Source organism: Mixta hanseatica (genome assembly GCF_023517775.1).
Lineage (GTDB): Bacteria > Pseudomonadota > Gammaproteobacteria > Enterobacterales > Enterobacteriaceae > Mixta > Mixta hanseatica.
In genome coordinates, this window is sequence record NZ_CP082904.1 from 1,642,967 (window position 1) to 1,667,960 (window position 24,994).

A 24,994-nucleotide genomic window follows, 5' to 3' on the forward strand; every position below is an offset into this window, starting at 1 on the left:
AAAATAAACAGGTTAACCCCGAATTTAGGGCTAATCTATGTTACTTGCCGTCCGGCAGGACACAAGCAGAATTCACCGTCGGGCAACAGTTTTCTTTTTATTTCGCGAATTAATCAAGATAAGCAGGGAAAACGCTCGTCAGCGCGCTGAAAAATCGCGCTGACGATTGGCCGTTAGCTGGCTTTTTTCACTAACGGGAGATCGAAGGCTTTACGTAGCGCGCGAACAAAGGCTTTATCCTGGCAGATAGTTTTGCCCGGGCTGTCCGAGAGTTTGGCGACCGGCTTCCCGTTGCACTCCACCAGCTTAATCACAATATTAAGCGGCTTAACGCCCGGGATATCGCAGGTCAGGCGAGTGCCGATGCCGAAAACCACGTTGGTGCGCTGGCCAAAGTGGCGATAAAGATCCAATGCCTTGTTGAAATCGAGGTTATCGGAAAATACCAGCGTTTTGGTCTGCGGATCGATCTCTAACTTTTGATAATGCGCCAGCGCTTTTTCACCCCATTCCACCGGATCGCCCGAGTCATGGCGCAGTCCCTGGTAGCGGTTGGCGAAGCCAGGCCCGAAATCACGCAGAAAAGCGTCCATGGTGATGCAATCCGTCAGGGCAATGCCCAGCCGATCGTCATACTCATCCAGCCAGGCCTGCAGCGCCGCGCGTTGGCTATTGGCCAGCACCGGGCTGATTTGCTGATGCGCTTGAAACCACTCATGCGCCTGGGTGCCGACCGGCGTGATGCCCAGCTGACGGGCCACATCATAGTTGCTGGAGCCGACCAGCCAGGGGAAATCCTGCTGAAGCGCGCTGACGATCGCCAACTGCACATCGCGCGAAAAGCGGCGGCGGGTGCCAAAATCCATCAGGCGGAAGCGCGACATATCAAGATCCTGCGTCAGCTGCTTAAAGTCGCTGATTTTTTCCTGCAGGCGTTCCACAGCCATTTCCGGCGTCGCCTGCGGTGAACGGTGGCGATGAACCACTTCGCTAATCAACGCCAGCAGTGGAACTTCCCACATAATGACTTCGCGCCACGGCCCGCTGATGCGAATATCCAGCTTACCCGCATGGTTGCGCACTTTCACCTGCTCCGGGTTATAACGGAACGCTTTCAGCCACGCCAGGTAGTCAGGTTTAAAAAAAGGCAGACCGGCAAGCCAGGCCGACTCCTCATCCGTCATTGCCAGCTGGCTCATCAGCGCGATCTGGGACTTGATTTCATCAGCATAGATACCTAACAGATCGTCGCCCCGGCAACGGAACTCTGCGGTAACGGTCACGTCATGATAGCGATGAAACACAGCCTGTTGCATATGCAGCTTGTAGGCATCGGTATCAAGCATCGTGGTTAAAATCGGGGAAGCGTATCGTGTCATGGTGCGTTTCAGCATCCTCTTGCGCGGGGCGTTTCCGTAGGTGTAAACAGGTCGCAAAGATAAAAAGTATAACCTGCCAGCAGATTAATAGAAGCCAATCACAGCATAAAATCGGGTGAGAGGTCGAGGAGAAACGTGCCATTGTAAACAGGATGTAGCATTAACTGCGAAAAGCGGGGTTTCAACATGGCAAGCCGGACGCAACCGGAATAGACTTAGCGGGTTAAACCATTGTTGATACGAGAAGAGTTTATGACGCAAAAGCCGCAAGTAAAGTACCGCCATGATTACCGGGCGCCAGATTACACCATCACCGATATCGACCTGACCTTTAATCTGGACGCCAGCGTTACCCGCGTTACCGCTGTCAGCAGGGTTAAACGCCTTGGCGATAATCAGGCCGAGCTGCGTCTTGACGGCGGAGAATTAACGTTGGTTTCGCTGACGGTTGATGACCAGCCGTGGGACGCTTATCGCCTGGAAGAGGGCGCGCTGGTGCTGACCGGCCTGCCGGACAATTTTACGCTGCAAATCGTCAACGATATTCACCCGGATAAAAACAGCGCGTTGGAAGGATTATATCAATCCGGCGAGGCGCTCTGTACGCAGTGCGAGGCGGAAGGCTTCCGTCATATTACCTGGTATCTGGATCGTCCGGATGTGCTGGCCCGCTTCACCACCACGCTGATCGCCGACCGGGCGCGTTATCCATTCCTGCTCTCCAACGGCAACCGCGTGGATGCCGGACAGATGGACGATGGCCGCCACTGGATTAAATGGCAGGACCCGTTCCCTAAACCTTGCTATCTGTTTGCGCTGGTGGCCGGTGATTTCGATCTCTTGCGCGACAGTTTTACCACGCGCTCCGGCCGCGATGTCGCGCTGGAAATTTACGTCGATCGTGGCAATCTCGATCGGGCCGACTGGGCGATGACCTCGCTGAAAAACAGCATGAAATGGGACGAGGAGCGCTTTGGCCTCGAGTATGACCTTGACGTCTTTATGATCGTCGCGGTGGATTTCTTTAATATGGGCGCGATGGAGAATAAAGGTCTCAACATCTTTAACTCTAAATATGTGCTGGCGAAGGCGGAAACCGCCACCGATAAAGATTATCTCGGTATTGAAGCGGTGATCGGCCACGAATATTTCCATAACTGGACCGGTAACCGCGTGACCTGCCGCGACTGGTTCCAGCTCAGCCTGAAAGAGGGGCTGACGGTATTCCGCGATCAGGAGTTCAGCTCCGATCTCGGTTCGCGCGCGGTAAACCGCATTGATAATGTGCGCATCATGCGCGGCGCGCAGTTTGCGGAAGATGCCAGCCCGATGGCGCATCCGATTCGCCCCGAGCAGGTAATTGAAATGAACAACTTCTATACGCTGACGGTGTATGAGAAGGGTTCAGAAGTGATCCGTATGATGCACACGCTGCTGGGCGAAGAGAACTTCCAGAAAGGGATGCAGCTCTATTTTGAGCGTCATGACGGCAGCGCCGCCACCTGTGAAGATTTTGTCCAGGCGATGGAAGACGCCTCTCATATCGACCTGACGCAGTTCCGCCGCTGGTACAGCCAGTCCGGCACGCCGGTGCTGACTATCCGCGACGACTATAATCCGGAGCTGGAGCAATATACGCTACACGTTACGCAGATGACGCCGCCCACCGCCGATCAGCAGGAGAAGCTGCCGCTGCATATTCCGCTGGATATTGAGCTATATGACGATAACGGCGAGCCGATTCCGCTTCAGCACAATGGGGAGTCGATCCATCATGTTCTGAACGTGACGGAAGAGTTCCAGACCTTTATTTTCGATAAGGTTTGGCACCAGCCGGTGCCTTCGCTGCTGCGTGAGTTCTCCGCGCCGGTTAAGCTGGACTACAGCTGGAGCGATGCCCAGTTAACCTTCCTGATGCGTCATGCACGCAATGATTTTGCGCGCTGGGATGCGGCGCAAAGCCTGCTGGCGACACATATCAAACTCAACGTGGCGCGCTTCCAGCAGGGGCAGCCGTTATCCCTGCCGCTGCACGTGGCTGACGCGTTCCGCGCGGTGCTGCTGGATGAACATAGCGATCCGGCGTTAATGGCATTGATTCTGACCTTACCGAGCGAAAATGAAATTGCCGGCCTGTTCGATACCATCGATCCGGAAGCCAACGCCGCGGTGCGCGATGCGCTGATGCGTACGCTGGCGGTTGAGCTGGCCGATGAGTGGTTGGCGATTTATAACGCTTATCAGACGCCGGAGTATCGCGTTGAACATGCGGATATCGGTAAACGGGCGCTGAAAAATGTCTGCCTGAGCTATCTGGCGCTGGGCGATGCTACGCTGGCAAACCGTCTGGTGCAGGCGCAGTATCAGCAGGCTAACAACATGACCGATGCTCTGGCGGCGCTGACGGCGGCGGTGATGGCGCAGCTTGACTGCCGTGATGAGATGCTGAGCGCATGGGATGAGCGCTGGCATAAGGATGGTCTGGTGATGGATAAGTGGTTTACGCTGCAGGCCACCAGCCCGTCGCTGGATGTGCTGACGCGCGTGCGTGCGCTGCTAAACCATCGCTCTTTTAGCATGGGCAACCCGAACCGCGTCCGTTCGCTGATTGGCGCTTTCGCCTCGGCTAACCCGGCGGCGTTCCATGCTAAAGACGGCAGCGGTTATCGCTTCCTGGTGGAGATGCTGACCGATCTCAACAGCCGTAACCCACAGGTGGCGGCGCGGATGATTGAGCCGCTGATTCGCCTGAAACGTTACGACGCCGAACGTCAGCGGATGATGCGCGAAGCGCTGGAACAGCTGCGCGATCTGGAGAATCTCTCCGGCGACCTGTATGAGAAAATCAGTAAGGCGCTAAGCGCGTAATACAGAAAGCAAAAAGGCGGCAGTAGCCGCCTTTTTACTGCGCTTCACGCAAAGCGCGGAAATGTTCAGGCACAAGACGTAAGGTGTGGAGAAGTTCAGTTACGGAACGCATGGCGCGGCAGATCGTCCATCGGCCGATCGCGCTGCATAACCCGTTCCAGCACTTCTGCCTCCAGCTCCGCCAGCCGCACCGAGCCGCGGCGGCGTGGGCGGGGTAAATCAATCACTAAATCCAGCCCGATTTTTCCCTCTTCAATCAGTAATACCCGATCGGCTAACGCCACCGCCTCACTGACATCATGCGTCACCAGCAGCACGGTAAAATTTTGCTGACGCCAGAGGTTTTCAATCAGCTCCTGCATTTCGATACGCGTCAGGGCATCCAGCGCTCCCAGCGGTTCATCCAGCAGCAGCAGACCGGGGCGATGAATCAGCGCGCGCGCCAGCGCCACGCGTTGCCGTTGGCCGCCCGATAAGGCAGCGGGCCATTCACGGGCGCGATCGGCAAGATTGACCGCTTCCAGCGCCTGCAACGCCGCCGGACGCCAGTCTCCGCGCAAACCCAGGCCAACATTATCGATCACCCTTTTCCACGGCAGCAACCGGGCATCCTGAAACATCAGCCGCGTCTCTTCGTGGGCTGAAGCAAGCGGCGCCTGGCCTGCCAGCAGCTCGCCTGCGCTCGGCGCCTCCAGTCCGGCGAGCAGACGCAACAGCGTGCTTTTGCCGCAGCCGCTGCGCCCAACCACCGCCACAAACTGACCGGCAGGAATATGCAAATCGATGCCCTGCAGAATAGAACGATCGCCAAAGCGTTTGCTGACGCCCTGTAATCCGATGGGCGTGCCGATATTAAGTCGTGATGGCGTTGCGCCAGCATTCATATTACCGCCTCCTTCTGTTGATAAGCCGGATGCCAGCGTAACCACGCACGTTCCAGCAGAACGGCGCTGACGTCCGCCAGCTTGCCCAGCAGCGCATAAAGAATAATGGCGACCACCACCACATCCGTTTGTAAAAACTCGCGGGCGTTCATCGCCAGATAGCCGATGCCGGAGTTGGCTGATATGGTCTCTGCGACAATCAGCGTCAGCCACATCAGACCGAGCGCAAAGCGTATGCCGACCATAATCGAGGGCAGGGCGCCAGGCAGCATTACCTCGCTAAACAGGCGCCAGCCGGAAAGGCCATAGCTGCGCGCCATCTCCACCAGCCCGCGATCGATATTACGGATGCCGTGAAAAGTATTGAGGTAGACCGGAAACAGCGTGCCGAGCGCAACCAGGAAAATCTTGGCCGCCTCATCAATGCCGAACCACAAAATAACCAACGGGATCAGCGCCAGATGCGGAATATTGCGTAACATCTGCACTGAGGTATCCAGCAGGCGCTCGCCCCAGTGGGAAGCGCCGGCGAGCAGCCCCAGCGTCAGACCCAGGGCGCCGCCGATGGCAAAGCCGGTGAGCGCCCGCCAGCTACTGATCGCCAGATGCTGCCATAGCTCGCCGCTGGCGCTGAGATGCCAGAACGTCAGCACCACGCTTTGTGGCGCAGGCAGAATACGCGTGGAAAGCCAACCGGTCTGTGAAGCGATTTGCCAGATTGCCAGCAGCGCCACCGGCAACAGCCACGGCACCAGCGGATGTCGGGAACTCAGTTTAATGCTCATCCGCGGCTCCTTTAGCTTTGTGACACTTTCTGCGGGGCGAAATCATTCGCTACCGCCTCGCCGTACGCCTGAACCTGGCGCGCCGCGGGGATCTCCGGCACCGCCAGATCCAAATGAGGGAACAGCAGTTCGCCGACCCGATACACTTCTTCCAGATGCGGATAGCCGGAGAGAATAAAGGTTTCAATGCCGAGATCGGCATACTCCTGCATACGCGCCGCCACCGTGGGGCCATCGCCTACCAGCGCGGTGCCGGCGCCGCCGCGCACCAGGCCGACGCCCGCCCACAGGTTAGGACTGATCTCCAGTTTATCGCGGCGCCCCTGATGCAGCGCGGCCATGCGCTGCTGGCCCACCGAATCGGTACGCGCCAGCGCCGCCTGCGCTTTGGCGATCGTGGCGTCATCCAGATGCGATATCAGCCGTTCTGCGGCCTGCCAGGCTTCGCTATTGGTTTCACGCACGATGACATGCAGGCGAATACCGAAGCGTACCTGGCGGCCCTGCGCTGCGGCTTTGGCGCGCACCTGCGCGAGCTTCTCTTTGACCAGCGCTGGCGGTTCGCCCCAGGTCAGATAAACATCTACCTGTTCGGCCGCCAGATCCTGCGCCACCGGTGAAGAACCGCCGAACCACAGCGGCGGGCGCGGCTGTTGAACGGGTTTAAACATCAGCCTGGCGCCGCGCACCTGCAGATAATCCCCCTGATAATCTACGGTTTCCCCTTCCAGCACCCGTCGCCAGATGCGGGTAAACTCGGCAGATTCCGCATAGCGTTCGGTATGGTCGAGAAAAATGCCGTCGCCCGCCAGCTCTTCCGGATCGCCGCCTGTGACCAAATTAAACAGCGCGCGGCCGTTAGAAAGCCGATCCAGCGTGGCCGCCTGGCGGGCCGCCTGCGTCGGTGAAATCACGCCGGGACGCAGCGCGACCAGAAAACGCAGCCGTTGCGTTACCGGAATCAGCGACGCGGCGACCAGCCAGGCATCTTCACAGGAGCGACCGGTCGGGATAAGCACGCCGCCAAAGCCTAAACGATCCGCCGCCTGAGCTATCTGTTGCAAATAACCGTGGTCGACCGGGCGAGCGCCTTCCGCCGTGCCAAGATAGTGACCGTCGCCATGGGTAGGTAAAAACCAGAATACGGATAACGTCATAATAATTCTCCTTATTCACTGAACGGTTGCGCCACGCCAGATATGGCTGGTGACGTCGAGCTTCACGGGAAGCAGATGGTTTTGATAGAAGAGATCGGAGGTATGCTGCTGCGCCTGGACGGTGGTTTCGTTAACCGGCGTAATGCGGGTCGGCGGACGATGATCGAGATAGCTATCGATCACGCTCTCCGGCAGGCCCATGCTTTGCGCCAGCAGCCTGACGCTTTCCGCGCGCTGGCTTTGGGTCAGGGCGTCCGCCTGGCTAAAAATATCCAGTACCGACTGAATAAATTCGCCGTGGGCCTCGGCATAGCTGCGTGTCGCCAGGTAAAAAGAACCGGTGAGATTGAGCGCGCTGCCATCGGTAAGCACCCGCACATGGCCCTGCTGTAGCGCCGCAGAGTAATAAGGATCCCAGATGGCCCAGGCATCGACATTGCCCTGCTGAAAAGCGGCGCGGGCATCGGCAGGCGTCAGCCAGACCGGCTGAATATCCTTAAAGCTCAGCCCTGCCTGTTGCAGCGCGCGCAGCAGCAAATTATGCGAGCTGGAGCCTTTCTGCAGGGCGACTTTACGCCCCTTCAGATCGGCGACCTTTTTGATCGGGCTGTTATCGGCGACCAGAATCACTTCGGCCCGCGGCTTCGGCGGCTCGGATCCGACATACAGCAGGTCAGCGCCTGCCGCCTGGGCAAATAGCGGCGGAATATCGCCGGTGCTGCCTAAATCGATACTGCCCACGTTTAGCGCTTCCAGCATTTGCGGGCCGGCAGGGAACTCGATCCAGCGAATCTGGGTATGCGGATAGCGCTGTTCCAGCAGCTGGTGGGATTTAGCCAGCACCATGCTGACCGACCCTTTTTGATAGCCGATGCGAATCGCCTCTGGATCCTGGTTGGCGGCCTGTAGCGTGGTACTGATGCTGAGCAACGCCATCAGCAGCGCGCCAACTAACGGTTGAGAAAAACGTAGCATGCGTGCCTCCTAAACCACATCAGCCAGACGCGCTTCACGTCGCTGCAAGGCGAACCAGAAGGTGCTTAACGCATCATCCAGCCGTGCAGCCAACAGATCGCTCAATTCCGGCTGCCGGTCGTAATGGGCGATCTGGCTGTCGTCGGCAAAAATGCCATGCAGCACTTCCTGCGCCTTCAGCGCGTTAAGCACCGGCTTTAAGGCATAATCTACCGCCAGCATATGAGCCAGCGTGCCGCCGGTTGCCAGCGGCAGCACGACTTTATGTTCCAGCGCGCGTTCCGGCAGCAGATCCAGCAGCGTTTTCAGCGCGCCGGAGAAAGAGGCCTTATAGACCGGCGTGGCGACAATTACGCCATCCGCCGCGGCCAGATCCTCTTTCATCGCCAGCAGAGCAGGGGAATCGAAACGCGCGTACAGCAGATCCTCCGGACGGAAGTTATGTAGATTCCACGGCGTCACCTCCACGCCACGCTGTTCAAGCGCCTGCTGACACAGCGTCAATAGCGCCGTGGACCGCGAGGGAAAACGCGGGCTTCCCGCCAGAGTAATAACGCGCATAGCCACTCCTTATAACATTTAGTTATTGATTAAAGGTTATTGAGAACTTATAGCTGCATCCTGACAGAGCCAACGGCGGCCTTTAAATGATTTATCCGGCAATAAAAAGCTATTTTTGCGCTAAAGCAGAACAGAGAAGGGGAAAAGCGGGTTAACTGAGGCGCCAGTTTAACAATTCTGGCTTTTTATGGCGGTTATACCGGATAATACCGCCCCGTTTGCCACCGGGAATTCAGGAGAGTCCATGTTTTACCCCCTCGCACGTAAAGCCTTGTTCCGTCTCGACGCTGAACACGCCCATGAACTGACGTTGCAGCAGCTGCGCCGCATTGGCGGCACGCCGCTGGAGGGCTTAATTCGCCAGCGTTTGCCTGCCCGGCCTGTGAAGTGTATGGGGCTAACGTTTAAAAACGCGCTTGGCCTGGCGGCCGGGCTGGATAAAAACGGCGAATGCATTGATGCTTTCGGCGCGATGGGCTTCGGCTTTGTTGAAGTGGGAACGGTCACGCCCCGTCCACAGCCGGGTAATGATAAGCCGCGACTGTTCCGCCTGATTGAAGCCGAAGGGATCATTAACCGGATGGGGTTTAATAATCTGGGGGTGGATCAGCTGGTTGAAAACGTCAAGCGCGCCAGCTTCAATGGCGTATTAGGCATCAATATCGGCAAAAATAAAGATACGCCGGTAGAGCAGGGCAAAGATGATTATTTGGCCTGTATGGAAAAAGTCTACCCGTATGCCGGTTATATTGCGGTTAATATCTCATCGCCGAATACGCCGGGTTTACGCACCCTGCAATATGGCGAGGCGCTGGACGATTTGCTGATGGCAATAAAAGCACAGCAGAAGATTCTGGAAAAGCGTCATCTGAAATATGTGCCGGTTGCGGTAAAAATTGCGCCCGATCTTTCCGAAGAAGAATTGGTACAGATTGCCGATAGCCTGGTTCGCCATCAAATTGATGGCGTAATCGCCACTAATACCACGCTGGATCGCTCGCTGGTGAGCGGATTGAAATATAGCGAAGAGGCAGGCGGTTTAAGTGGACGCCCGGTACAGTTACGCAGCACCGAAGTGATTCGCCGTCTGTCGCAGGAGCTGCAGGAAAGAGTGCCGATTATTGGCGTGGGCGGCATTGATTCGCTAATGGCGGCGCGCGAAAAAATGGCCGCCGGGGCGACGCTGGTACAAATTTATTCCGGTTTTATTTATAAAGGCCCGGATTTAGTAAAAGAGATTGTGACTCATCTCTGACCTTTCTTGCAGAATCTGGCCGGGGGCTTTTAATCTGTTTCCGGCTGGTTTATATTTTGTCTATTCCTTGTTCGTTTCAGGATAATATTATTCGCGGCAGGTTAATTCCTTTTTATGTGCTGTCCGGGGTCGGCTCAATTGGCATCGGACAATAAATCAGCCTGTTTTTGCAACCCTCAACTGTAGTAAGGCAAACCATGAAGATAAAACCTGACGACAAATGGCGTTGGTTTTTCGATGCAGAGCAGGATCGTATGATGCTCGACTTAGCGGATGGTATGCTGTTTCGCTCTCGTTTTTCCCGCAAAATGTTAACGCCGGACGCCTTTAACGAGGCGGTGTTTAATGTTGACGATGCGGCGCAGTTTTATGCCTGGCAAGAAAGCTGCCGTGAAACGACGCTCAGCGAAGAACAGTGTGATGACTTGTTATTAAATGCGCTGGTGGCCTGGCGCTTTATGAAGCCGCTGATGCCGAAAAGCTGGCACTTTCGCGTTTGCCAGCGTTCATTCTGGCAGCCGGGCGTCAGCGATCTGGTGACGGTTACGCTGGAAGAAAACGGCGAAGAGGCGAGGATGCTGGTTATCGAGGCGGGCGAAAACGCCGCGCTTTGCGTGCTGGCCCAGCCTGAGCTGCAGGTCGCCGGTAAAACCATGGTGCTGGGCGATGCGATTAAAATTATGCATGACCGCCTGCAGCCGTGGCAGGCGGAACAGGCGCAGCGTTACGCCTGGGCGGGCTAAGCGTTTCGGCGCTTTACGCCAGCTCGATATCGCCGTCCGGAATACAGCTGCAGCTTAAAACGGTGCCGTCACTGCGGATGGCATCCTGCTTTAACGCTTTGACCTTGCCGGAAACCAGCTGCATTTTACAGCTGCCGCACAGACCGGCGCGGCAGGAATAGGGAATGCGGTGGCCCTGCATTTCCAGCTGCTCCAGCAACAGCTGCTGATTATTGCCGCTAAAGCTGCTGCCGCGGTAGCGGATGGTGACGCTTTTCTCCGCTTCCTCTTTTACCGCCAGCGTCTCGACGACCCGACCCGCGCCATAGCTGCGCGCCGGCTGCGTGGCTATCACCTCCAGCGTATCGCCCGCGCGTATCACGCCGCTGTTGCAGGCCAGCAAATTCAAGCCAAAATCCACATCGCCGCTGCCATCCTGCGCGCTGCGGAAGCCTTGCAGCGTTTTCAGCGGTTCGCCGTTGGGATGTTTTTCCCCACGCTCCGGGCTGATGGTGGTAAAAATACAGCGGCTGCACGGCTTGGCGACCTCAAACTCGATCTCACCGATGCGCAGACGCTGCCAGCTGTCTTCTTCCCAGGCGCGCGCGCCGGTAACCACCAGGTTCGGACGAAACTGCTCCAGACGCACGCTGGCCGGGCAGCGCTGCTGCAAATCGTAGAGCGAGGCCTCGTTCATCAGCAAAAAAGGGTAGCCATCGGCAAAGCCAAGCGGCACCTGCGGCCGGCGCTTCACCCGCCGCGTCATCTCCGGACCGGTCCAGCGCAGCTGTACCGGAATGGGGAAGAACCCGCTCAGCCATTCATTGATCGGCTGCGGCGCGATACGGGCGGTAAAGTGGTTGCCCCAGACTTCGGTCGCGGCCTCCTGCGGCTGGAAGTCGCTAAAGCGCAGGGCGGCGCGGCTGTTATCCGGCGCCTGCAGCCACAGCCCATCCGGGATCGGCGCTGGAATAAACTGCACCAGCTGCGGATACTGGCGGGCAGTAATAAAGGTGCCGTCCTGCGTCGTCAACATAAACAGGCGGTCAAAAGCCAATCCGCTCTCTTGTACCTGAGCATGCGAAAGCTGTAGCCCGCGCATCGATTTAACCGGATGAATAAACAGGCGTGACAGGACGATCATAGAGCTCTCCGTGCTGCGCTATCGGGGCGCCTGGCCACGACAGCAGGAATCTGCGGCTAAAGGAAGCTAACTTTATGACATGCGGCGGTGATTAGCTATAATGCGCAACAATTTTCCTAATACTGTAAGTGACGATATGAATTCTCTGTTTGCCAGTACGGCGCGTGGGCTCGAAGAGCTATTAAAGAGTGAACTGGAAACGCTGGGGGCACAGAACCTACAGGTGGTCCAGGGCGGCGTACATTTTCAGGGAGACGATCGTTTAATGTACCGCAGCCTGCTGTGGAGCCGGCTGGCGTCGCGTATTCTGCTGCCGCTCAGCGAATGCTCGGTATACAGCGATCTCGATCTCTACCTCGGCGCACAGGCGATTGACTGGACTAATCTGATTGACGGCACCTTCGCCGTGCATTTTAGCGGCACTAACGAAGCGATTCGCAACAGTCAGTTTGGCGCATTGAAAGTGAAGGATGCAATCGTCGACAGCTTCACCCGTAAAAATCTTCCGCGTCCGGATGTCGATCGTGAACAGCCGGACGTGCGTATTAACGTCTGGCTAAATAAAGATACCGCCAGTATTGCCCTCGACCTGAGCGGAGAAGGGATGCATCAGCGCGGTTATCGCCAGCAAACCGGCCTTGCGCCGATGAAAGAAAACCTGGCGGCGGCGACGGTGCTGCGTTCCGGCTGGCTGCCGGGCACGCCGCTGCTTGATCCAATGTGCGGCTCCGGCACACTGCTGATCGAGGCAGCGTTGATCGCCAGCGATCGCGCGCCGGGTCTGAACCGCCGTCACTGGGGTTTTCACGGCTGGAAAGCGCATCAGCCTGAGCTGTGGCGTGAGCTGATTGACGAAGCGCAAACCCGCGCCCGCCAGGGCATTGCGCAAACGTCTTCGCGTTTCTTTGGCTACGATAATGATGAGCGCGTGCTGGAGCGCGCGCGCGGCAACGCCCGTCGCGCCGGCGTGGCCGATCTGTTCACTTTTGCGGTGCAGGATGTTGCGCAGCTCAGCAACCCGCTGCCGCAGGGACCGACCGGCACCGTGATCAGTAACCCGCCGTACGGCGAACGTCTGGAAAGCGAGCCGGCGCTGATCGCCCTGCACAGCCTGCTGGGACGCGTGATGAAAAGCCAGTTCGGCGGCTGGCATCTTTCGCTGTTTAGCGCCTCGCCGGATCTGCTGAGCTGTTTACAGCTGCGCGCCGATCGCCAGTTTAAAGCGAAAAACGGCCCGCTGGACTGCGTACAGAAAAACTATCAGTTGGCGGCGACCAGCGGCGACGGCGTTCCGGCTCAGATAGCGGAAGATTACGCCAACCGTTTACGCAAAAATATGAAGAAGCTGGATAAGTGGGCGCGTCAGGAGGGCATTGAGTGCTATCGCCTGTATGACGCCGATTTGCCGGAATATAACGTGGCCGTCGATCGCTATGCTGACTGGGTAGTGATTCAGGAGTATGCGCCGCCGAAAACCATTGATGCCATGAAGGCGCGCCAGCGTCTGTTTGACGTGATTAGCGCCACGCTAACGGTGCTGGAGCTGCCGGCGAACCGCCTGGTGCTGAAAACCCGTGAAAAGCAGAAGGGCAAAAGCCAGTATCAAAAACTGGGCGAGAAAGGCGAATACTTTGAAGTACGCGAGTTTAACGCCCGCTTCTGGGTCAACCTTACCGACTATCTCGATACCGGCCTGTTTATCGATCACCGTCTTGCCCGCCGGATGCTGGGGCAAATGAGCAAAGGCAAAGATTTTCTCAATCTGTTTGCCTATACCGGTAGCGCCAGCGTGCATGCCGGACTGGGCGGTGCGCGTTCTACTACCACTGTGGATATGTCGCGTACCTATCTGGAGTGGGCGGAACGCAATATGCGTTTAAACGGCCTCAGCGGTCGTCAGCATCGTCTGATGCAGGCGGATTGCCTGAGCTGGCTGCGTGAAAGCCAGGAACAGTTCGATCTGATCTTTATCGATCCGCCGACTTTCTCTAACTCAAAACGTATGGAAGAGAGCTTTGATGTGCAGCGCGATCATTTGCAACTGATGCGCGATCTGAAACGCCTGCTGCGCGCGGGCGGCACCATTATGTTCTCGAATAACAAGCGCGGTTTCAAAATGGATCATCAGGGGCTGGCCGGACTCGGCCTGCAGGCTCAGGAGATCACCGCAAAAACGCAGTCGCAGGATTTTGCCCGCAACCGCCATATTCACAACTGCTGGCTGATTACGCACGCCGGTAAGGAATAAGCTGTATGTCACTGATTAGTATTCACAATGCCTACCTTTCGTTCAGCGATGCGCCGCTGCTGAATTATGCCGAACTGCATATCGAAGAGAACGAGCGCGTTTGTCTGGTCGGGCGCAACGGCGCCGGTAAATCCACGCTGATGAAAATCATTAACGGCGAACAGCCGCTGGATGATGGCCGCATAATTTATGAGCAGGATTTGGTGGTGGCGCGCCTGCAACAGGATCCGCCGCGTAATATCGCCGGCACGGTGTATGATTTCGTGGCCGAGGGCGTCGCCGAACAGGCGGAGCACCTGAAAGCCTATCACGCGATTTCGCATGTAGTGATGAACGACCCCAGCGAGAAAAACCTCAATGAGATGGCGCGTCTGCAGTCCCTGCTGGATCACCATAATCTGTGGCAGCTGGAGTCGCGCATTAACGATGTGCTGCAACAGATCGGCCTGGAGCCGGAGGTGGAGCTGTCGTCGCTTTCCGGCGGCTGGCTGCGTAAGGCGGCGCTGGGACGCGCGCTGGTCAGCAATCCGCGCGTGTTGATGCTGGATGAGCCGACCAACCATCTGGATATTGAAACCATCGACTGGCTGGAAAACTTCCTGAAAACCTTCCAGGGCAGCATCGTCTTTATTTCCCATGACCGTTCTTTTATCCGCAATATGGCGACGCGTATTGTCGATCTCGATCGCGGCAAGCTGGTTTCCTGGCCGGGCGACTATGACAAATACCTGGAAGGGAAAGAGGAGGCGCTGCGCGTTGAAGAGATGCAAAACGCTGAATTCGATCGCAAACTGGCGCAGGAAGAGGTGTGGATCCGCCAGGGAATTAAAGCGCGTCGTACCCGTAACGAAGGCCGTGTACGTGCGTTGAAAGCGCTGCGTCGGGAACGTTCAGAACGACGCGAGGTGATGGGCAAAGCGCAGATGCAGGTTGAAGAGGCTTCACGCTCCGGCAAAATCGTCTTTGAGCTGGAAAACGTTAATTACAGTATCGGCGATCGCACGTTGGTAAGAGACTTTAGCGCCCAGGTACAGCGCGGCGATAAAATTGCGCTGATTGGCCCTAACGGCTGCGGTAAAACCACGCTGCTGAAACTGATGCTGGGGCAACTGCAGGCGGACAGCGGCCGCGTGCATAGCGGTAGCAAACTGGAAGTGGCCTATTTCGACCAGCACCGCGCGATCCTCGATCCGGATCGCACGGTGATGGATAACCTCGCGGAAGGCAAACAGGAAGTGATCGTCAACGGTAAGCCGCGTCACGTTCTGGGCTATCTGCAGGAGTTTCTGTTCCATCCGAAGCGGGCGATGACGCCGGTCAGGGCGCTTTCCGGCGGAGAGCGCAACCGTCTGCTGCTGGCGCGTCTGTTCCTGAAGCCCAGCAATCTGCTGATCCTCGATGAGCCAACCAACGATCTGGATGTGGAAACGCTGGAGCTGCTGGAAGAGCTGATCGACGGCTATCAGGGCACCGTGCTGTTGGTGAGCCACGATCGTCAATTTGTTGATAACACCGTAACCGAATGCTGGATCTTTGAAGGCAACGGCGATATCGGTACCTTTGTCGGCGGCTATCATGATGCCCAACAGCAGCGAGCCGCCTCGCGCCAGAGCCGCGCCGCGCCGGCAGTGAAAGCAACGGCGGAAAAACCGACAAAAAATGATCCGCTTAAAAGCGAGGCAAAACCCGCCAGCACTAAGCTAAGCTATAAGCTGCAACGTGAGCTGGATCAGCTGCCGCAGCAGCTTGAGGCGCTGGAAAACAGGATAGAGCAGCTGCAGCTACAAATGGCGGATGCGAACTTTTTCACCCAACCGCATGAGAAAACGCAGCCGGTCATTTCTGCGCTGGCGGAGGCGGAGCAGCAGCTGGAAACCGCATTTGAACGCTGGGAATATCTTGAATCGCTGAAAAACGGCGGCTGAAATCGGGAGTAGGGTATGTGTTCAGCTGAACACCCGCAACACTGGATACTTTGTCCACAGTGTGACCTGATGACGCAGTTGCCATCGGTCGCGATTGGGCAGAAAGCCAGCTGCCCGCGCTGTCATACTACGTTGATTACTAACTGGAGCGAGCCGCGCAAGCGGCCCTCTGGCTATGCGTTGGCCGCGCTGTTTATGTTGCTACTGGCTAACCTGTTTCCTTTCGTCAATATGCACGTCTCTGGCCTGAGCAGTGAAATCAGCCTGATGGAAATCCCCCGGGTGATGGTTTCCGAGGATTACGCCAGTCTCGCCACGCTATTTATGCTGTTCGTCCAGGCGGTGCCGGCCTTTTGTATGGTGGCTATTCTGCTGCTGGTCAATCGGTTGCCGCTACCGCAACGTTTGCAGATTGCGCTCGCCCGCATACTGTTTCAGTTAAAGAGCTGGGGCATGGCGGAGATCTTCCTCGCCGGGGTGCTGGTCAGTTTTGTTAAGCTGATGGCCTACGGCGATATCGGCATCGGCACCAGCTTTGTGCCCTGGTGCTTATTCTGTTTGCTGCAGCTGCGCGCTTTTCAATGCGTCGATCGGCGCTGGCTGTGGCGTCAGATTGCCTCAGAGCCGCCGTTGCCAGCCGCGCCGCGCGCCGGCATTAGCGGGCTAAAGCAGGGGATGCGATCTTGTCGGTGCTGTACGGCGGTGCTGGCGGCCGATCGTTATCTCTGTCCACGCTGCGGAACGGCGGGCCATGCGCGTCGTCGGCACAGCCTACAATGGACGCTGGCGCTGCTTTTCACTTCGATCATTGTTTATATTCCTGCCAATATTTTACCGATTATGGTTACCGAGGCGCTCGGCGACCGTATGAATACCAATATTATGGCCGGGGTAATTGTGCTCTGGAGCGATGGATCGTATCCGGTGGCGCTGGTAATTTTTATCGCCAGTATTATGGTGCCGTCGCTAAAAATGGTGGCGATTGGCTGGCTGTGTTGGGATGCCCAGGGACACGGCAGGCGCGACAGTGAAAAAATGCATCTGATTTATGAGGTGGTGGAGTTCGTCGGTCGTTGGTCCATGATTGACGTGTTTGTAATTGCGGTACTTTCCGCGCTGGTGCGCATCGGACAGCTAATGAATATCTATCCGGCGCCCGGCGCACTGCTGTTTGCCGCCGTGGTCATCCTGACTATGTTTGCTGCAATGACCTTCGATCCCCGTCTGACGTGGGATCGCGAACCAGAAAATGAGCTGAAGGAGCCGAGCCTTGACGGAAAATAATCACGGCGTTGCGAAGGTCGACCAGATCAAGCGCTGGTCGCCGGTATGGATAATCCCTATTGTAACCGTGCTGATCGGCGCCTGGATCCTGTTTTATCATTTCAGTCATCAGGGGCCGGAAGTCACGCTAATCACCACTAATGCAGAAGGCATTGAAGGCGGTAAAACGGCGATTAAAAGCCGCAGCGTTGATGTGGGCGTGGTGGAAAGCGCGGTGCTCACTGACGATCTGCACCATGTAGAAATTAAAGCCCGGCTGAATGCGGGCATGGAAAAACTACTGCACGGCGACAGCGCTTTTTGGGTGGTTAAGCCGCAGGTCGGACGCGAAGGCATCACCGGCCTCGGCACATTGTTATCCGGCGCATATATCGAACTTCAGCCCGGCAGTAAAGGCGAAAAGCCCGAACACTATAAACTACTGGATGCGCCGCCGCTGGCGCCGCCAGATGCCAAAGGGATCCGTATCGTGCTCGACAGCACCAAGGCGGGCCAGCTTAATCCTGGCGACCCGGTGCTGTTCCGCGGCTATCGCGTCGGCTCGGTGGAAACCAGCAGCTTTGACGCTGATAAACGCGCTATGCAGTATCAGCTATTTGTCGCGGCCCCTTACGATCGGCTGGTCACCTCGAACGTGCGTTTCTGGAAGGATAGCGGCATCGCGGTAGAGATGTCCGCCTCCGGCATGCGCGTTGAAATGGGTTCGTTGACCACGCTGTTCAGCGGCGGCGTCAGTTTTGACGTGCCGGATGGCTGGGAACTGGGCGTACCCGCCGAGAACAAAGCGGAATACCATCTGTATGACGATCAGCGCAGCATTCAGGATTCGCTCTATACCACCCATCTTGATTTCCTGATGTTCTTTAGCGATTCGATTCGTGGCTTGCAGCCGGGCGCGCCGGTAGAGTTCCGCGGCATCCGTCTGGGAACGGTCGCGCAGGCGCCTTATACCGTGCCAGGCTGGAACCAGTCGCTGAATACCGATTACCGCATCCCGGTACTGGTACGCATTGAACCCGATCGCTTTGTTAATCGACTCGGCGGTGACTTTGATATCAGACAGCATCTGCGCGACGGTAAAAAGCGCGGCCTGCGGGCTTCGCTGAAAACCGGCAATCTGCTCTCCGGCTCGTTGTATATCGATCTCGATTTCTACGACAACGCGCCGCAGTATAAAGGCCCGGAAAAGGTCGCTGGACTGGAGATCATTCCAACCGTCAGCGGCGGTCTGAGCCAGATTCAACAGAAGCTGATGGATGCGCTGGATAAGATTAACAATCTGCCGCTCAATCCGATGATTAATCAGGCCACCGGCACGCTGAAAGAGAGCCAGCGAACGCTGCGCGAGCTGCAAAAAACGCTGGATAATGTGAATAAGATCACCGCCAGTCCGTCGATGCAGCAGCTGCCGCAGGATATGCAGCAAACGCTGCGCGAGCTGAATCGCAGTATGAAAGGGCTACAGCCGGGATCGCCGGCCTATAACAAGCTGGTTGGCGATATGCAACGGCTGGATCAGGTGCTGCGTGAGCTGCAGCCGGTGCTGAAAACGCTCAATCAAAAGAGCAACGCGCTGGTATTTGAAGCTAAACCGGGCGAAGACCCACAGCCAAAGAGGGCGAAATAATGACGAAATGGATGCCACTGCTGGTGCTGGCATTAAGCGCCTGCAGCAGCAGCACGCAAACCACGATGTATCAACTGCCGACGGGAACGTCGGCAGCAACGGCGGTGGTGAGCCAGAACGCATTCGGGCTGGCTCATCCGCAACCGATCTGGGTTGAACGCGTTTCGGTGCCTGATTATCTGGCGGGCAATGGCGTGGTTTACCAAACCAGCGACGTGAAATACGTTATCGCCGCTAACAATCTCTGGGCCAGCCCGCTCGATCAGCAGCTCCAGCAAACGCTGGTTACTAACCTCAGCCATGCACTGCCGGGCAGGCTGATTTCAGCCGCGCCGCTGGGCGAACAGCATGATACCCTGAACGTTAACGTCACCGGTTTTCATGGTCGTTTCGATGGGCAAGTAGTGATTAGCGGTAGCTGGATGCTGGAGCATAACGGGCAAATTCAGCGGCAGAATTTCAATTTGACGCTGCCGCAGCAGGAAGATGGCTATGATGCGATGGTCAGAACGCTGGCGCAGGGCTGGCAACAAGAAGCGCAGCGTATGGCGACGGCTTTCAGTACCTTAAAAAATAATTAATTTTTCTTAAGTGAATTCCGGTTCGCTGACGTTGAGCGCGTTTGCGGACCGGATTTTTTTTGTGCAGAATCATCCCTTTACCCAAACCATCGATTTGCGTAGCGGAAAAACCTTCAAAAATAGCCTGGGCATGTGACAATGGCGTGAAATTTGCGCATTGATCTTTTTCAGCGATGAGGGTAGAAAAGAAAAGTGGTTGCGCATTTTGTGACCATTGTTTTCTTTCCACCAGTTCCACCATACCTGAATGAGGGAAATGAGGCATGAAGAGACAGAAACGAGACCGTCTGGAACGAGCACATTCACGCGGCTATCAGGCTGGCATCACCGGGCGTTCAAAAGAGATGTGTCCTTATCAAATGCTTGAGGCTCGGTCTCACTGGTTGGGAGGTTGGCGAAAAGCCATGGAGGACAGGGCGGTTAGCGTAAGTGCCGTGATGGCCTGACGGCCTGTCAGAAAAAGGATAACCTCCGCATTTGCGGAGGTTTTTAATTCAGCGGATTAAAACGCGGCGGTATCTTTAAACAGACCCACTTTCAGGTCGCTGGCGGTATAGATCACATTACCGTCAACCAGCACTTCGCCATCGGCCACGCCCATTACCAGTTTACGGTTGATTACGCGTTTAAAGTGAATACGGTAGGTCACTTTTTTCGCCGTAGGCAGCACCTGACCGGTAAATTTCACTTCACCTACGCCCAGCGCGCGGCCTTTGCCTTCAGCGCCCAGCCAGCCAAGGTAGAAACCAACCAGTTGCCACATCGCATCCAGACCCAGACAGCCCGGCATTACCGGATCGCCAATAAAGTGACAGGCGAAGAACCAGAGGTCCGGATTAATATCTAACTCAGCTTCTACGTAACCTTTGTTATAGTTACCGCCTTCTTCGCTCATTTTGACCACGCGGTCCATCATCAGCATATTGCCAGACGGCAGCGGCGGGCCTTCAGCGCCAAACAGTTCACCGCGACCAGAGGCAATCAGGTCTTCTTTTGTATAGGATTCGCGTTTTTCTACCATGTTTCATTAAGCCTTTTTTTAGTGAATCAAGAACATTAGCTAACAGGTGTAAGCTGAACAACTCCGATCAGCTGTGGTTAAACCAGTTTAGCCAACGTAGAGGCCAGGGACGCTGACGCGCCTCCTGCTGATTAAATTCTGTGATGCGTGCCTGAATAGTCTGCAACAGGCAAGGCGCGTCCTCTTTTTTCCAGGGCGCACCGGTCAGTAACGGCAGCGCCTCATCCACCTCGCTGACCGCCCAGATATGAAACTCGCCGGCCCGTACCGCATCGACGATTTGCTGTTGCAAACAGAGATGACGCACGTTGGCAGCGGGGATAATCACCCCTTGTTGGCCGGTTAGGCCGCGCTGTTGGCAAACCTCGAAAAAGCCTTCGATCTTTTCATTCAAGCCGCCTACCGGCTGCACATGCCCGAACTGATCCACGGAGCCGGTAACCGCGATTTGCTGATTGATCGGCTGCTCGGCCAGCGCGCTGACCAATGCGCACAGTTCGGCAAGGGAGGCGCTGTCGCCATCCACTTCGGAATAGGATTGCTCAAACACCAGCGAAGCTGAGAAGGGCAGCTGCTGATCCAGCTCCAGTTCGGCAATCAAAAACGCCTGCATAATCATCATGCCCTTCGCATGAATATTTCCGCCCAGCTCGGCTTTGCGTTCAACGTCGTTGAATTCGCCATCGCCCACGTGAACTACGCAGCTGATACGCGAAGGCTCGCCGAAGGCGCGCGGATGTCCAGGAAATTCCACCACCGACAGGCCGTTGATTTGCCCCACCACGGCGCCTTCCGTCTCGATGAGGATTTGATCCTGCAAGATTTCATCGCGCATACGCTCCGGCAGGAAACTTTCACGCCAGACGCGCGCGTCCAGCGCAGCCTGCAACGCAGCAGCGTCCAGCTGTTCACCGTACAGCGCGGCATCACGCAGCTGCCGCCCCAGCCAGGCCGGACAAAGCGGCAGCGTAGCGCGGTCGCCGCTATAGCGTACAGCTTCCTGCAACAGGACAGGCCAGAAATCCGCGGCGATGGGGGGGAGGTTCGCCTGCTGTGCCAGCGCGCTTACCCAGCGGCACCATAACGCCATCTCTTCTTCGTCTTCCAGCTGTAGGCTTTCTTCATATTCGCTGTAGATAGCCAGCGACGTCAGCTCAGGCTCCATCTCCTGGAAATCGGCCATCGCCTCGCGATCGCCGCACAGCACCAGCTTTAACTGCAGCGGCATCGACGGAATGGTGATCGGCAGCGGGCGTGACTCATCCGGCGACAGCCAGTCGAAACGCTGCTGCGTGATAATTTGCTTCAGCCGCAGCCAGAGCAGCGGCTGCGCCAGCAGTGAACGCAGCGAAAGCAGCAAAGTGCCGCCGTTAGCCCGATGGAGCAGACCCGGCTGCAGGCTGATGCGCTGGGAAAAAATACGTACGCAGCCAAAAAGCTGTTCAGATTCGATCCAGTCGGCAAAATGTACGCCGCCGCGGCTGGCGAAAGGGACATCTGCTGATTTTGCAGGCTGCCAGGTTATCTGCTCGTCATTAATCAGATAGTTACCGCCGTAAAGGGCTTCCGTCGGGCTACTGTTATGCTGTAATGTCTGCGCCAGCAATGACAGATTCTCACTGTTTTCCGCGCAGCGCACCAGCATCAATGGAAAAGGCGCGCTGCTGTTCTGCAGCAGGCTGGCCGCATCAAACAGACGAGGCTGAACGTCGGGCAGAACATCGCCGACATTATCGCTAAAGACGCGGGAAAAAAGAGACTGGAAGCTTTCGGCATCAGGCTGTAGCGCCTGCCATGCAAGTCGGTTGCTGGTCAAAGTAATCGTATTTGTCTGAATAAATGAAAAGCGCGATTATACAGCTTTTCAGGCTGTTACGCACGGCAGAGATCTGACTGATTGTTCAGGCGCCGCTGCGCCTTTCTCTGCCGCAAGTCGTAAAAAAGCTGTTATTCTTAGTTTGTTACCTGCTCACGATGAGATTCCGATGAAATATCAGCAGCTGGAAAATCTTGAAAGCGGATGGAAATGGAAATACCTGGTAAAAAAATACCGGGAAGGTGAGCCGATCACCCGATACATTGAAATCAGCGCCGCTCAGGAAGCCGTTAAGGCTTTGCTGGCGATGGAAAACCATCCGATAGACGTGCTGAAATGGATAGAGCAGCATATTAATCCGGCGCTGGAAAATCGTATGAAGCAGACGATCCGCGCGCGCCGTAAGCGCCACTTCAATGCCGAACATCAGCATACGCGTAAGAAATCGATCGATTTAGAATATCTGGTGTGGCAAAGGCTGGCGGGACTGGCGCAGCGTCGCAACAGTACCTTATCGGATACTATCGTACAGTTAATTGAGGATGCTGAGCGCAAAGAAAAATATGCCAGCCAGATGTCGACGCTACGTCAGGATCTGCAGGCGATTTTAGGCAAGGATGATGTGAGTTAACGCGGGGGAAAGCGGCTCGTTACTTTTTTGCTGGTTTCCTGCTGCTGCAGCCAATAAAAAACCCCGCCGGAGCGGGGTTTTTTTAACGTATTACTTAAGCCTGCGGCTGAGTAACAACGTCTTTCAGACCTTTAACTTCGATTTCTACGCGACGGTCCGGACCCAGGCAGTCGATCAGGGCGTTACGGCCTTTCACGCTGTCACAGGTGTTGCCAGTAACTGGGTTAGATTCACCCATGCCACGTGCAGAGATCTTGTCAGCCGGAATACCTTTAGAAACCAGGTAGTCAACCACGGACTGAGCGCGTTTTTCAGACAGCTTCTGGTTGTACTGCTCTGAACCGATACGGTCGGTGTAGCCCAGAACAACAACGGAACCATCTTTCGGGTCCATTGAGCTCAGCTGAGAGTACAGCTGATCCAGTGCCTGCTGGCCTTCGCCTTTCAGGGTCGCTTTGTTGAAGTTGAACAGCACGTCTGATTTCAGCGTGAAGTGCTTGGTTTCAACAACCGGAGCCGGAGCCGGAGTCGGGGCTACAACCGGAGCTGCTGCATCGTCCTGACCGAAACGGTAAGACAGGCCTAAGCTCAGCATGGCGTTATCAGGACGGGTACCCACGGTGCCTGCGTCGCCGATGTTGTTAACCCACTGGTAGTCCAGACGGGTAGCCCAGTTTTTGTTCAGTGCGTATTCAACACCAACGGCTGCCAGCGGAGAAACGCCGGTGTCGTGGTCGTTACGGCTGATGTCGGTACCTACTACGTGCTGAGTAGAGTCAGCGCGCCATACCATACCACCCAGACGGGTATAAACGTCCAGGTCATCCATAATCGGGTAGCTCAGTTTCGCAGCCAGCTGGATGCCCTGTGCTTTAAATGCGCCGTTAACTACGTCGCCTTTGTTAGGCATACGACCAAGCCAGTCGTAACCCAGTTCAAAGCCCAGGTAAGGGTTAGCCTGATAACCTACGAATGCACCAGCGCCCAGCTGGCTTTCGTGAGTTGGGCCATCGTTGTTCACGTAGTTGTTACCGTAGTAACCAGTATCGTGATACTGAGACCAGCCCAGTTTGGCACCGGTGTACCAGGTGTCATCTTTCGGTGCGGCCTGCGCTACGGTAGCGAAGCCAGCCAGTGCCACTGCAATTGCGATAGCTGTCTTTTTCATTTTTTGCGCCTCGTTATCATCCAAATAGGCAAGGAGCTTAAAATAAGCTCTTGGTTGTAATCCTTCGCCGGGTCCTTTTGCTCGATTATTACTCTACCGGAAAACGGAGGTTATTGAGCACCCTGGCGAGATAAAGTCTACAACGTGGCGAGAAACTTACAAGTAAGATGTGAAGGCGGTCGGTAAAAAAAGGGCGTTTCATACACAAATTTTAACATTGATCGCCCGTTTTAACGGTAAAAGAAAGCTTATTTGGCGCGGCAAAAGCGAGGTTTGGCCGCGTGGGAGTAGAATCAGCGGGTTATCAAAAGAAAGTGAGGATTTTTAGCTGAGATTTATCTTATATTTACTTAATGATACAAAGTTGAGTGAATTTTCAGCCGGTTTTTTTGTCCGCTGGAACAAGATGCGCCAGATTGGGGCCGCATTATCAGTCCCAGCGCCTGACCTGCAGAGGCCGCTTCTTCCAGCCGACGATGATCTTTTTCGCTAATATCGTCGGCAAACCAGCCTAAAACCACGCTGTAGTTTCCCGTCTGCAACGCTTTAACCATCGCTTCAACCGTACTGAATTCCTGATGGTAGGGAATCTGCATCATTTTATTCAGCGGCAGGCCGGAAGCCTTCAGCCAGTGCCGACTGATCTTTTGCGGCGGCGTGAGCCAAAGCTGCCAGCGCGACTGCGTACCCAACTGCTGTAATAGCGGCAGGAGTAACAGCTGCGTTAGCCCTGGCTGAGCTTCACTATAGCTTAGCTCGCTAATCCAACCGGTGGTTAATACCGGCGATACGGCAGCGCGCGAATGGCCTGGCAAAGCAGAACGAGCAAAAGAAGACTTCAGTAAGTGAGTACGCATGATTATCAGCTCATGTGGTTACTGTATGGATATACAGTAATGCGCTAGCGGGCTAAGATCAACCTCATTTTTTGAAAACGTCTCGCACTTTTAATATGCAAATGGA

Annotated in this window: 22 protein-coding genes; 10 read left to right on the forward strand and 12 right to left on the reverse strand. The window is 55.9% G+C overall.

The genetic code is table 11. The features are described from left to right. Window positions 1-173: 173 nt before the first annotated feature. On the reverse strand, window positions 174-1,379 hold the full coding sequence (gene pncB / locus K6958_RS07900; RefSeq protein WP_249894126.1) for a nicotinate phosphoribosyltransferase: 1,206 nt from the start codon (window positions 1,377-1,379) through the stop codon (window positions 174-176). Between the two features lie 252 nt (window positions 1,380-1,631). Between pncB and pepN the strand changes: the two genes are divergently transcribed. Then, entirely contained in the window at window positions 1,632-4,247 is a 2,616-nt protein-coding gene (gene pepN, locus K6958_RS07905; protein WP_249894127.1) for an aminopeptidase N, read from the forward strand. A 95-nt stretch (window positions 4,248-4,342) separates the two neighbouring features. Here the strand turns inward: pepN and ssuB are convergent, their stop codons facing one another. From ssuB to ssuE, 5 genes are read right to left on the reverse strand one after another with little or no spacing between them, the layout of a single operon-like run. Beyond that, a complete protein-coding gene (gene ssuB / locus K6958_RS07910; protein WP_249894128.1) occupies window positions 4,343-5,131 on the reverse strand; it encodes an aliphatic sulfonates ABC transporter ATP-binding protein in 789 nt (262 codons plus the stop codon). After that, window positions 5,128-5,916, reverse strand: coding sequence for an aliphatic sulfonate ABC transporter permease SsuC (ssuC, locus tag K6958_RS07915; RefSeq protein ID WP_249894129.1), 789 nt, complete (start codon window positions 5,914-5,916; stop codon window positions 5,128-5,130). The genes ssuB and ssuC overlap by 4 nt, the downstream gene beginning before the upstream one ends. Before the next feature lie 11 nt (window positions 5,917-5,927). Then, window positions 5,928-7,073 (reverse strand): FMNH2-dependent alkanesulfonate monooxygenase, encoded by a 1,146-nt coding sequence (gene ssuD, locus K6958_RS07920; protein ID WP_249894130.1) that lies wholly within the window; start codon window positions 7,071-7,073, stop codon window positions 5,928-5,930. Window positions 7,074-7,088: 15 nt separating this feature from the next. Next, window positions 7,089-8,048: a sulfonate ABC transporter substrate-binding protein gene (locus tag K6958_RS07925; protein ID WP_434085196.1), complete on the reverse strand. Its 960-nt coding sequence runs from the start codon at window positions 8,046-8,048 to the stop codon at window positions 7,089-7,091. Between the two features lie 9 nt (window positions 8,049-8,057). Continuing rightward, window positions 8,058-8,609, reverse strand: a complete 552-nt coding sequence (ssuE, locus tag K6958_RS07930; RefSeq protein WP_249894131.1) for an NADPH-dependent FMN reductase — start codon at window positions 8,607-8,609, stop codon at window positions 8,058-8,060. A 244-nt stretch (window positions 8,610-8,853) separates the two neighbouring features. Between ssuE and pyrD the strand changes: the two genes are divergently transcribed. After that, complete coding sequence (gene pyrD, locus K6958_RS07935) at window positions 8,854-9,864, forward strand: quinone-dependent dihydroorotate dehydrogenase (RefSeq protein WP_249894132.1); 1,011 nt, start codon at window positions 8,854-8,856, stop codon at window positions 9,862-9,864. A 197-nt stretch (window positions 9,865-10,061) separates the two neighbouring features. Then, entirely contained in the window at window positions 10,062-10,607 is a 546-nt protein-coding gene (locus K6958_RS07940; protein ID WP_249894133.1) for a cell division protein ZapC, read from the forward strand. Between the two features lie 13 nt (window positions 10,608-10,620). On the opposite strand, the gene K6958_RS07945 is transcribed toward K6958_RS07940, so the two are convergent. After that, window positions 10,621-11,730: a YcbX family protein gene (locus tag K6958_RS07945; RefSeq protein ID WP_249894134.1), complete on the reverse strand. Its 1,110-nt coding sequence runs from the start codon at window positions 11,728-11,730 to the stop codon at window positions 10,621-10,623. 136 nt (window positions 11,731-11,866) lie between these two features. Between K6958_RS07945 and rlmKL the strand changes: the two genes are divergently transcribed. Genes rlmKL through pqiC form a run of 5 tightly spaced genes read left to right on the forward strand, consistent with a single transcriptional unit; the run spans window position 11,867 to window position 19,395 of the window. After that, the gene (gene rlmKL, locus K6958_RS07950; protein ID WP_249894135.1) at window positions 11,867-13,978 is read left to right on the forward strand and encodes a bifunctional 23S rRNA (guanine(2069)-N(7))-methyltransferase RlmK/23S rRNA (guanine(2445)-N(2))-methyltransferase RlmL; all 2,112 of its coding nucleotides are present in this window, start codon (window positions 11,867-11,869) and stop codon (window positions 13,976-13,978) included. A gap of 5 nt (window positions 13,979-13,983) precedes the next feature. Continuing rightward, window positions 13,984-15,903 carry an ABC transporter ATP-binding protein gene (locus K6958_RS07955; protein ID WP_249894136.1) on the forward strand — a complete coding sequence of 640 codons (1,920 nt, stop codon included), beginning with the start codon at window positions 13,984-13,986 and terminating at the stop codon, window positions 15,901-15,903. A gap of 15 nt (window positions 15,904-15,918) precedes the next feature. Next, window positions 15,919-17,187: a membrane integrity-associated transporter subunit PqiA gene (gene pqiA / locus K6958_RS07960; protein WP_249894138.1), complete on the forward strand. Its 1,269-nt coding sequence runs from the start codon at window positions 15,919-15,921 to the stop codon at window positions 17,185-17,187. Continuing rightward, entirely contained in the window at window positions 17,174-18,814 is a 1,641-nt protein-coding gene (gene pqiB / locus K6958_RS07965; RefSeq protein WP_249894139.1) for an intermembrane transport protein PqiB, read from the forward strand. The genes pqiA and pqiB overlap by 14 nt, the downstream gene beginning before the upstream one ends. Then, entirely contained in the window at window positions 18,814-19,395 is a 582-nt protein-coding gene (gene pqiC / locus K6958_RS07970; protein ID WP_249894140.1) for a membrane integrity-associated transporter subunit PqiC, read from the forward strand. The genes pqiB and pqiC overlap by 1 nt, the downstream gene beginning before the upstream one ends. Here pqiC and K6958_RS07975 read toward each other — a convergent pair. Beyond that, complete coding sequence (locus K6958_RS07975; RefSeq protein ID WP_249894141.1) at window positions 19,373-19,624, reverse strand: hypothetical protein; 252 nt, start codon at window positions 19,622-19,624, stop codon at window positions 19,373-19,375. The genes pqiC and K6958_RS07975 overlap by 23 nt on opposite strands. 34 nt (window positions 19,625-19,658) lie before the next feature. On the opposite strand from K6958_RS07975, the gene rmf reads away from it, so the two are divergent. Further along, window positions 19,659-19,841, forward strand: a complete 183-nt coding sequence (rmf, locus tag K6958_RS07980; protein ID WP_249894142.1) for a ribosome modulation factor — start codon at window positions 19,659-19,661, stop codon at window positions 19,839-19,841. Window positions 19,842-19,897: 56 nt separating this feature from the next. Here rmf and fabA read toward each other — a convergent pair whose 3' ends face one another. Both fabA and K6958_RS07990 read right to left on the reverse strand, forming a co-directional pair. Beyond that, the gene (gene fabA, locus K6958_RS07985) at window positions 19,898-20,416 is read right to left on the reverse strand and encodes a bifunctional 3-hydroxydecanoyl-ACP dehydratase/trans-2-decenoyl-ACP isomerase (protein WP_249894143.1); all 519 of its coding nucleotides are present in this window, start codon (window positions 20,414-20,416) and stop codon (window positions 19,898-19,900) included. Window positions 20,417-20,483: 67 nt separating this feature from the next. Then, window positions 20,484-22,232: an AAA family ATPase gene (locus K6958_RS07990; protein WP_249894144.1), complete on the reverse strand. Its 1,749-nt coding sequence runs from the start codon at window positions 22,230-22,232 to the stop codon at window positions 20,484-20,486. Between the two features lie 169 nt (window positions 22,233-22,401). On the opposite strand from K6958_RS07990, the gene matP reads away from it, so the two are divergent. Then, a complete protein-coding gene (gene matP, locus K6958_RS07995; protein ID WP_249894145.1) occupies window positions 22,402-22,863 on the forward strand; it encodes a macrodomain Ter protein MatP in 462 nt (153 codons plus the stop codon). Between the two features lie 94 nt (window positions 22,864-22,957). Here the strand turns inward: matP and ompA are convergent, their stop codons facing one another. Further along, complete coding sequence (gene ompA, locus K6958_RS08000) at window positions 22,958-24,031, reverse strand: porin OmpA (protein ID WP_249894147.1); 1,074 nt, start codon at window positions 24,029-24,031, stop codon at window positions 22,958-22,960. 350 nt (window positions 24,032-24,381) lie between these two features. After that, on the reverse strand, window positions 24,382-24,888 hold the full coding sequence (sulA, locus tag K6958_RS08005) for an SOS-induced cell division inhibitor SulA (protein WP_277614721.1): 507 nt from the start codon (window positions 24,886-24,888) through the stop codon (window positions 24,382-24,384). Window positions 24,889-24,994: the final 106 nt, after the last annotated feature.

Bases quoted from the DNA above. Each gene is read 5' to 3' on its own strand.
- matP (WP_249894145.1), top strand. From the start codon at position 22,402: ATGAAATATCAGCAGCTGGAAAATCTTGAAAGCGGATGGAAATGGAAA.
- K6958_RS07940 (WP_249894133.1), top strand. From the start codon at position 10,062: ATGAAGATAAAACCTGACGACAAATGGCGTTGGTTTTTCGATGCAGAG.
- fabA (WP_249894143.1), bottom strand. From the start codon at position 20,416: ATGGTAGAAAAACGCGAATCCTATACAAAAGAAGACCTGATTGCCTCT.
- pncB (WP_249894126.1), bottom strand. From the start codon at position 1,379: ATGACACGATACGCTTCCCCGATTTTAACCACGATGCTTGATACCGAT.
- pqiC (WP_249894140.1), top strand. From the start codon at position 18,814: ATGACGAAATGGATGCCACTGCTGGTGCTGGCATTAAGCGCCTGCAGC.
- pqiA (WP_249894138.1), top strand. From the start codon at position 15,919: ATGTGTTCAGCTGAACACCCGCAACACTGGATACTTTGTCCACAGTGT.
- K6958_RS07945 (WP_249894134.1), bottom strand. From the start codon at position 11,730: ATGATCGTCCTGTCACGCCTGTTTATTCATCCGGTTAAATCGATGCGC.
- K6958_RS07925 (WP_434085196.1), bottom strand. From the start codon at position 8,048: ATGCTACGTTTTTCTCAACCGTTAGTTGGCGCGCTGCTGATGGCGTTG.
- ssuC (WP_249894129.1), bottom strand. From the start codon at position 5,916: ATGAGCATTAAACTGAGTTCCCGACATCCGCTGGTGCCGTGGCTGTTG.
- ssuE (WP_249894131.1), bottom strand. From the start codon at position 8,609: ATGCGCGTTATTACTCTGGCGGGAAGCCCGCGTTTTCCCTCGCGGTCC.
- pepN (WP_249894127.1), top strand. From the start codon at position 1,632: ATGACGCAAAAGCCGCAAGTAAAGTACCGCCATGATTACCGGGCGCCA.
- ompA (WP_249894147.1), bottom strand. From the start codon at position 24,031: ATGAAAAAGACAGCTATCGCAATTGCAGTGGCACTGGCTGGCTTCGCT.
- ssuB (WP_249894128.1), bottom strand. From the start codon at position 5,131: ATGAATGCTGGCGCAACGCCATCACGACTTAATATCGGCACGCCCATC.
- ssuD (WP_249894130.1), bottom strand. From the start codon at position 7,073: ATGACGTTATCCGTATTCTGGTTTTTACCTACCCATGGCGACGGTCAC.
- rmf (WP_249894142.1), top strand. From the start codon at position 19,659: ATGAAGAGACAGAAACGAGACCGTCTGGAACGAGCACATTCACGCGGC.
- rlmKL (WP_249894135.1), top strand. From the start codon at position 11,867: ATGAATTCTCTGTTTGCCAGTACGGCGCGTGGGCTCGAAGAGCTATTA.
- sulA (WP_277614721.1), bottom strand. From the start codon at position 24,888: ATGCGTACTCACTTACTGAAGTCTTCTTTTGCTCGTTCTGCTTTGCCA.
- pyrD (WP_249894132.1), top strand. From the start codon at position 8,854: ATGTTTTACCCCCTCGCACGTAAAGCCTTGTTCCGTCTCGACGCTGAA.
- K6958_RS07955 (WP_249894136.1), top strand. From the start codon at position 13,984: ATGTCACTGATTAGTATTCACAATGCCTACCTTTCGTTCAGCGATGCG.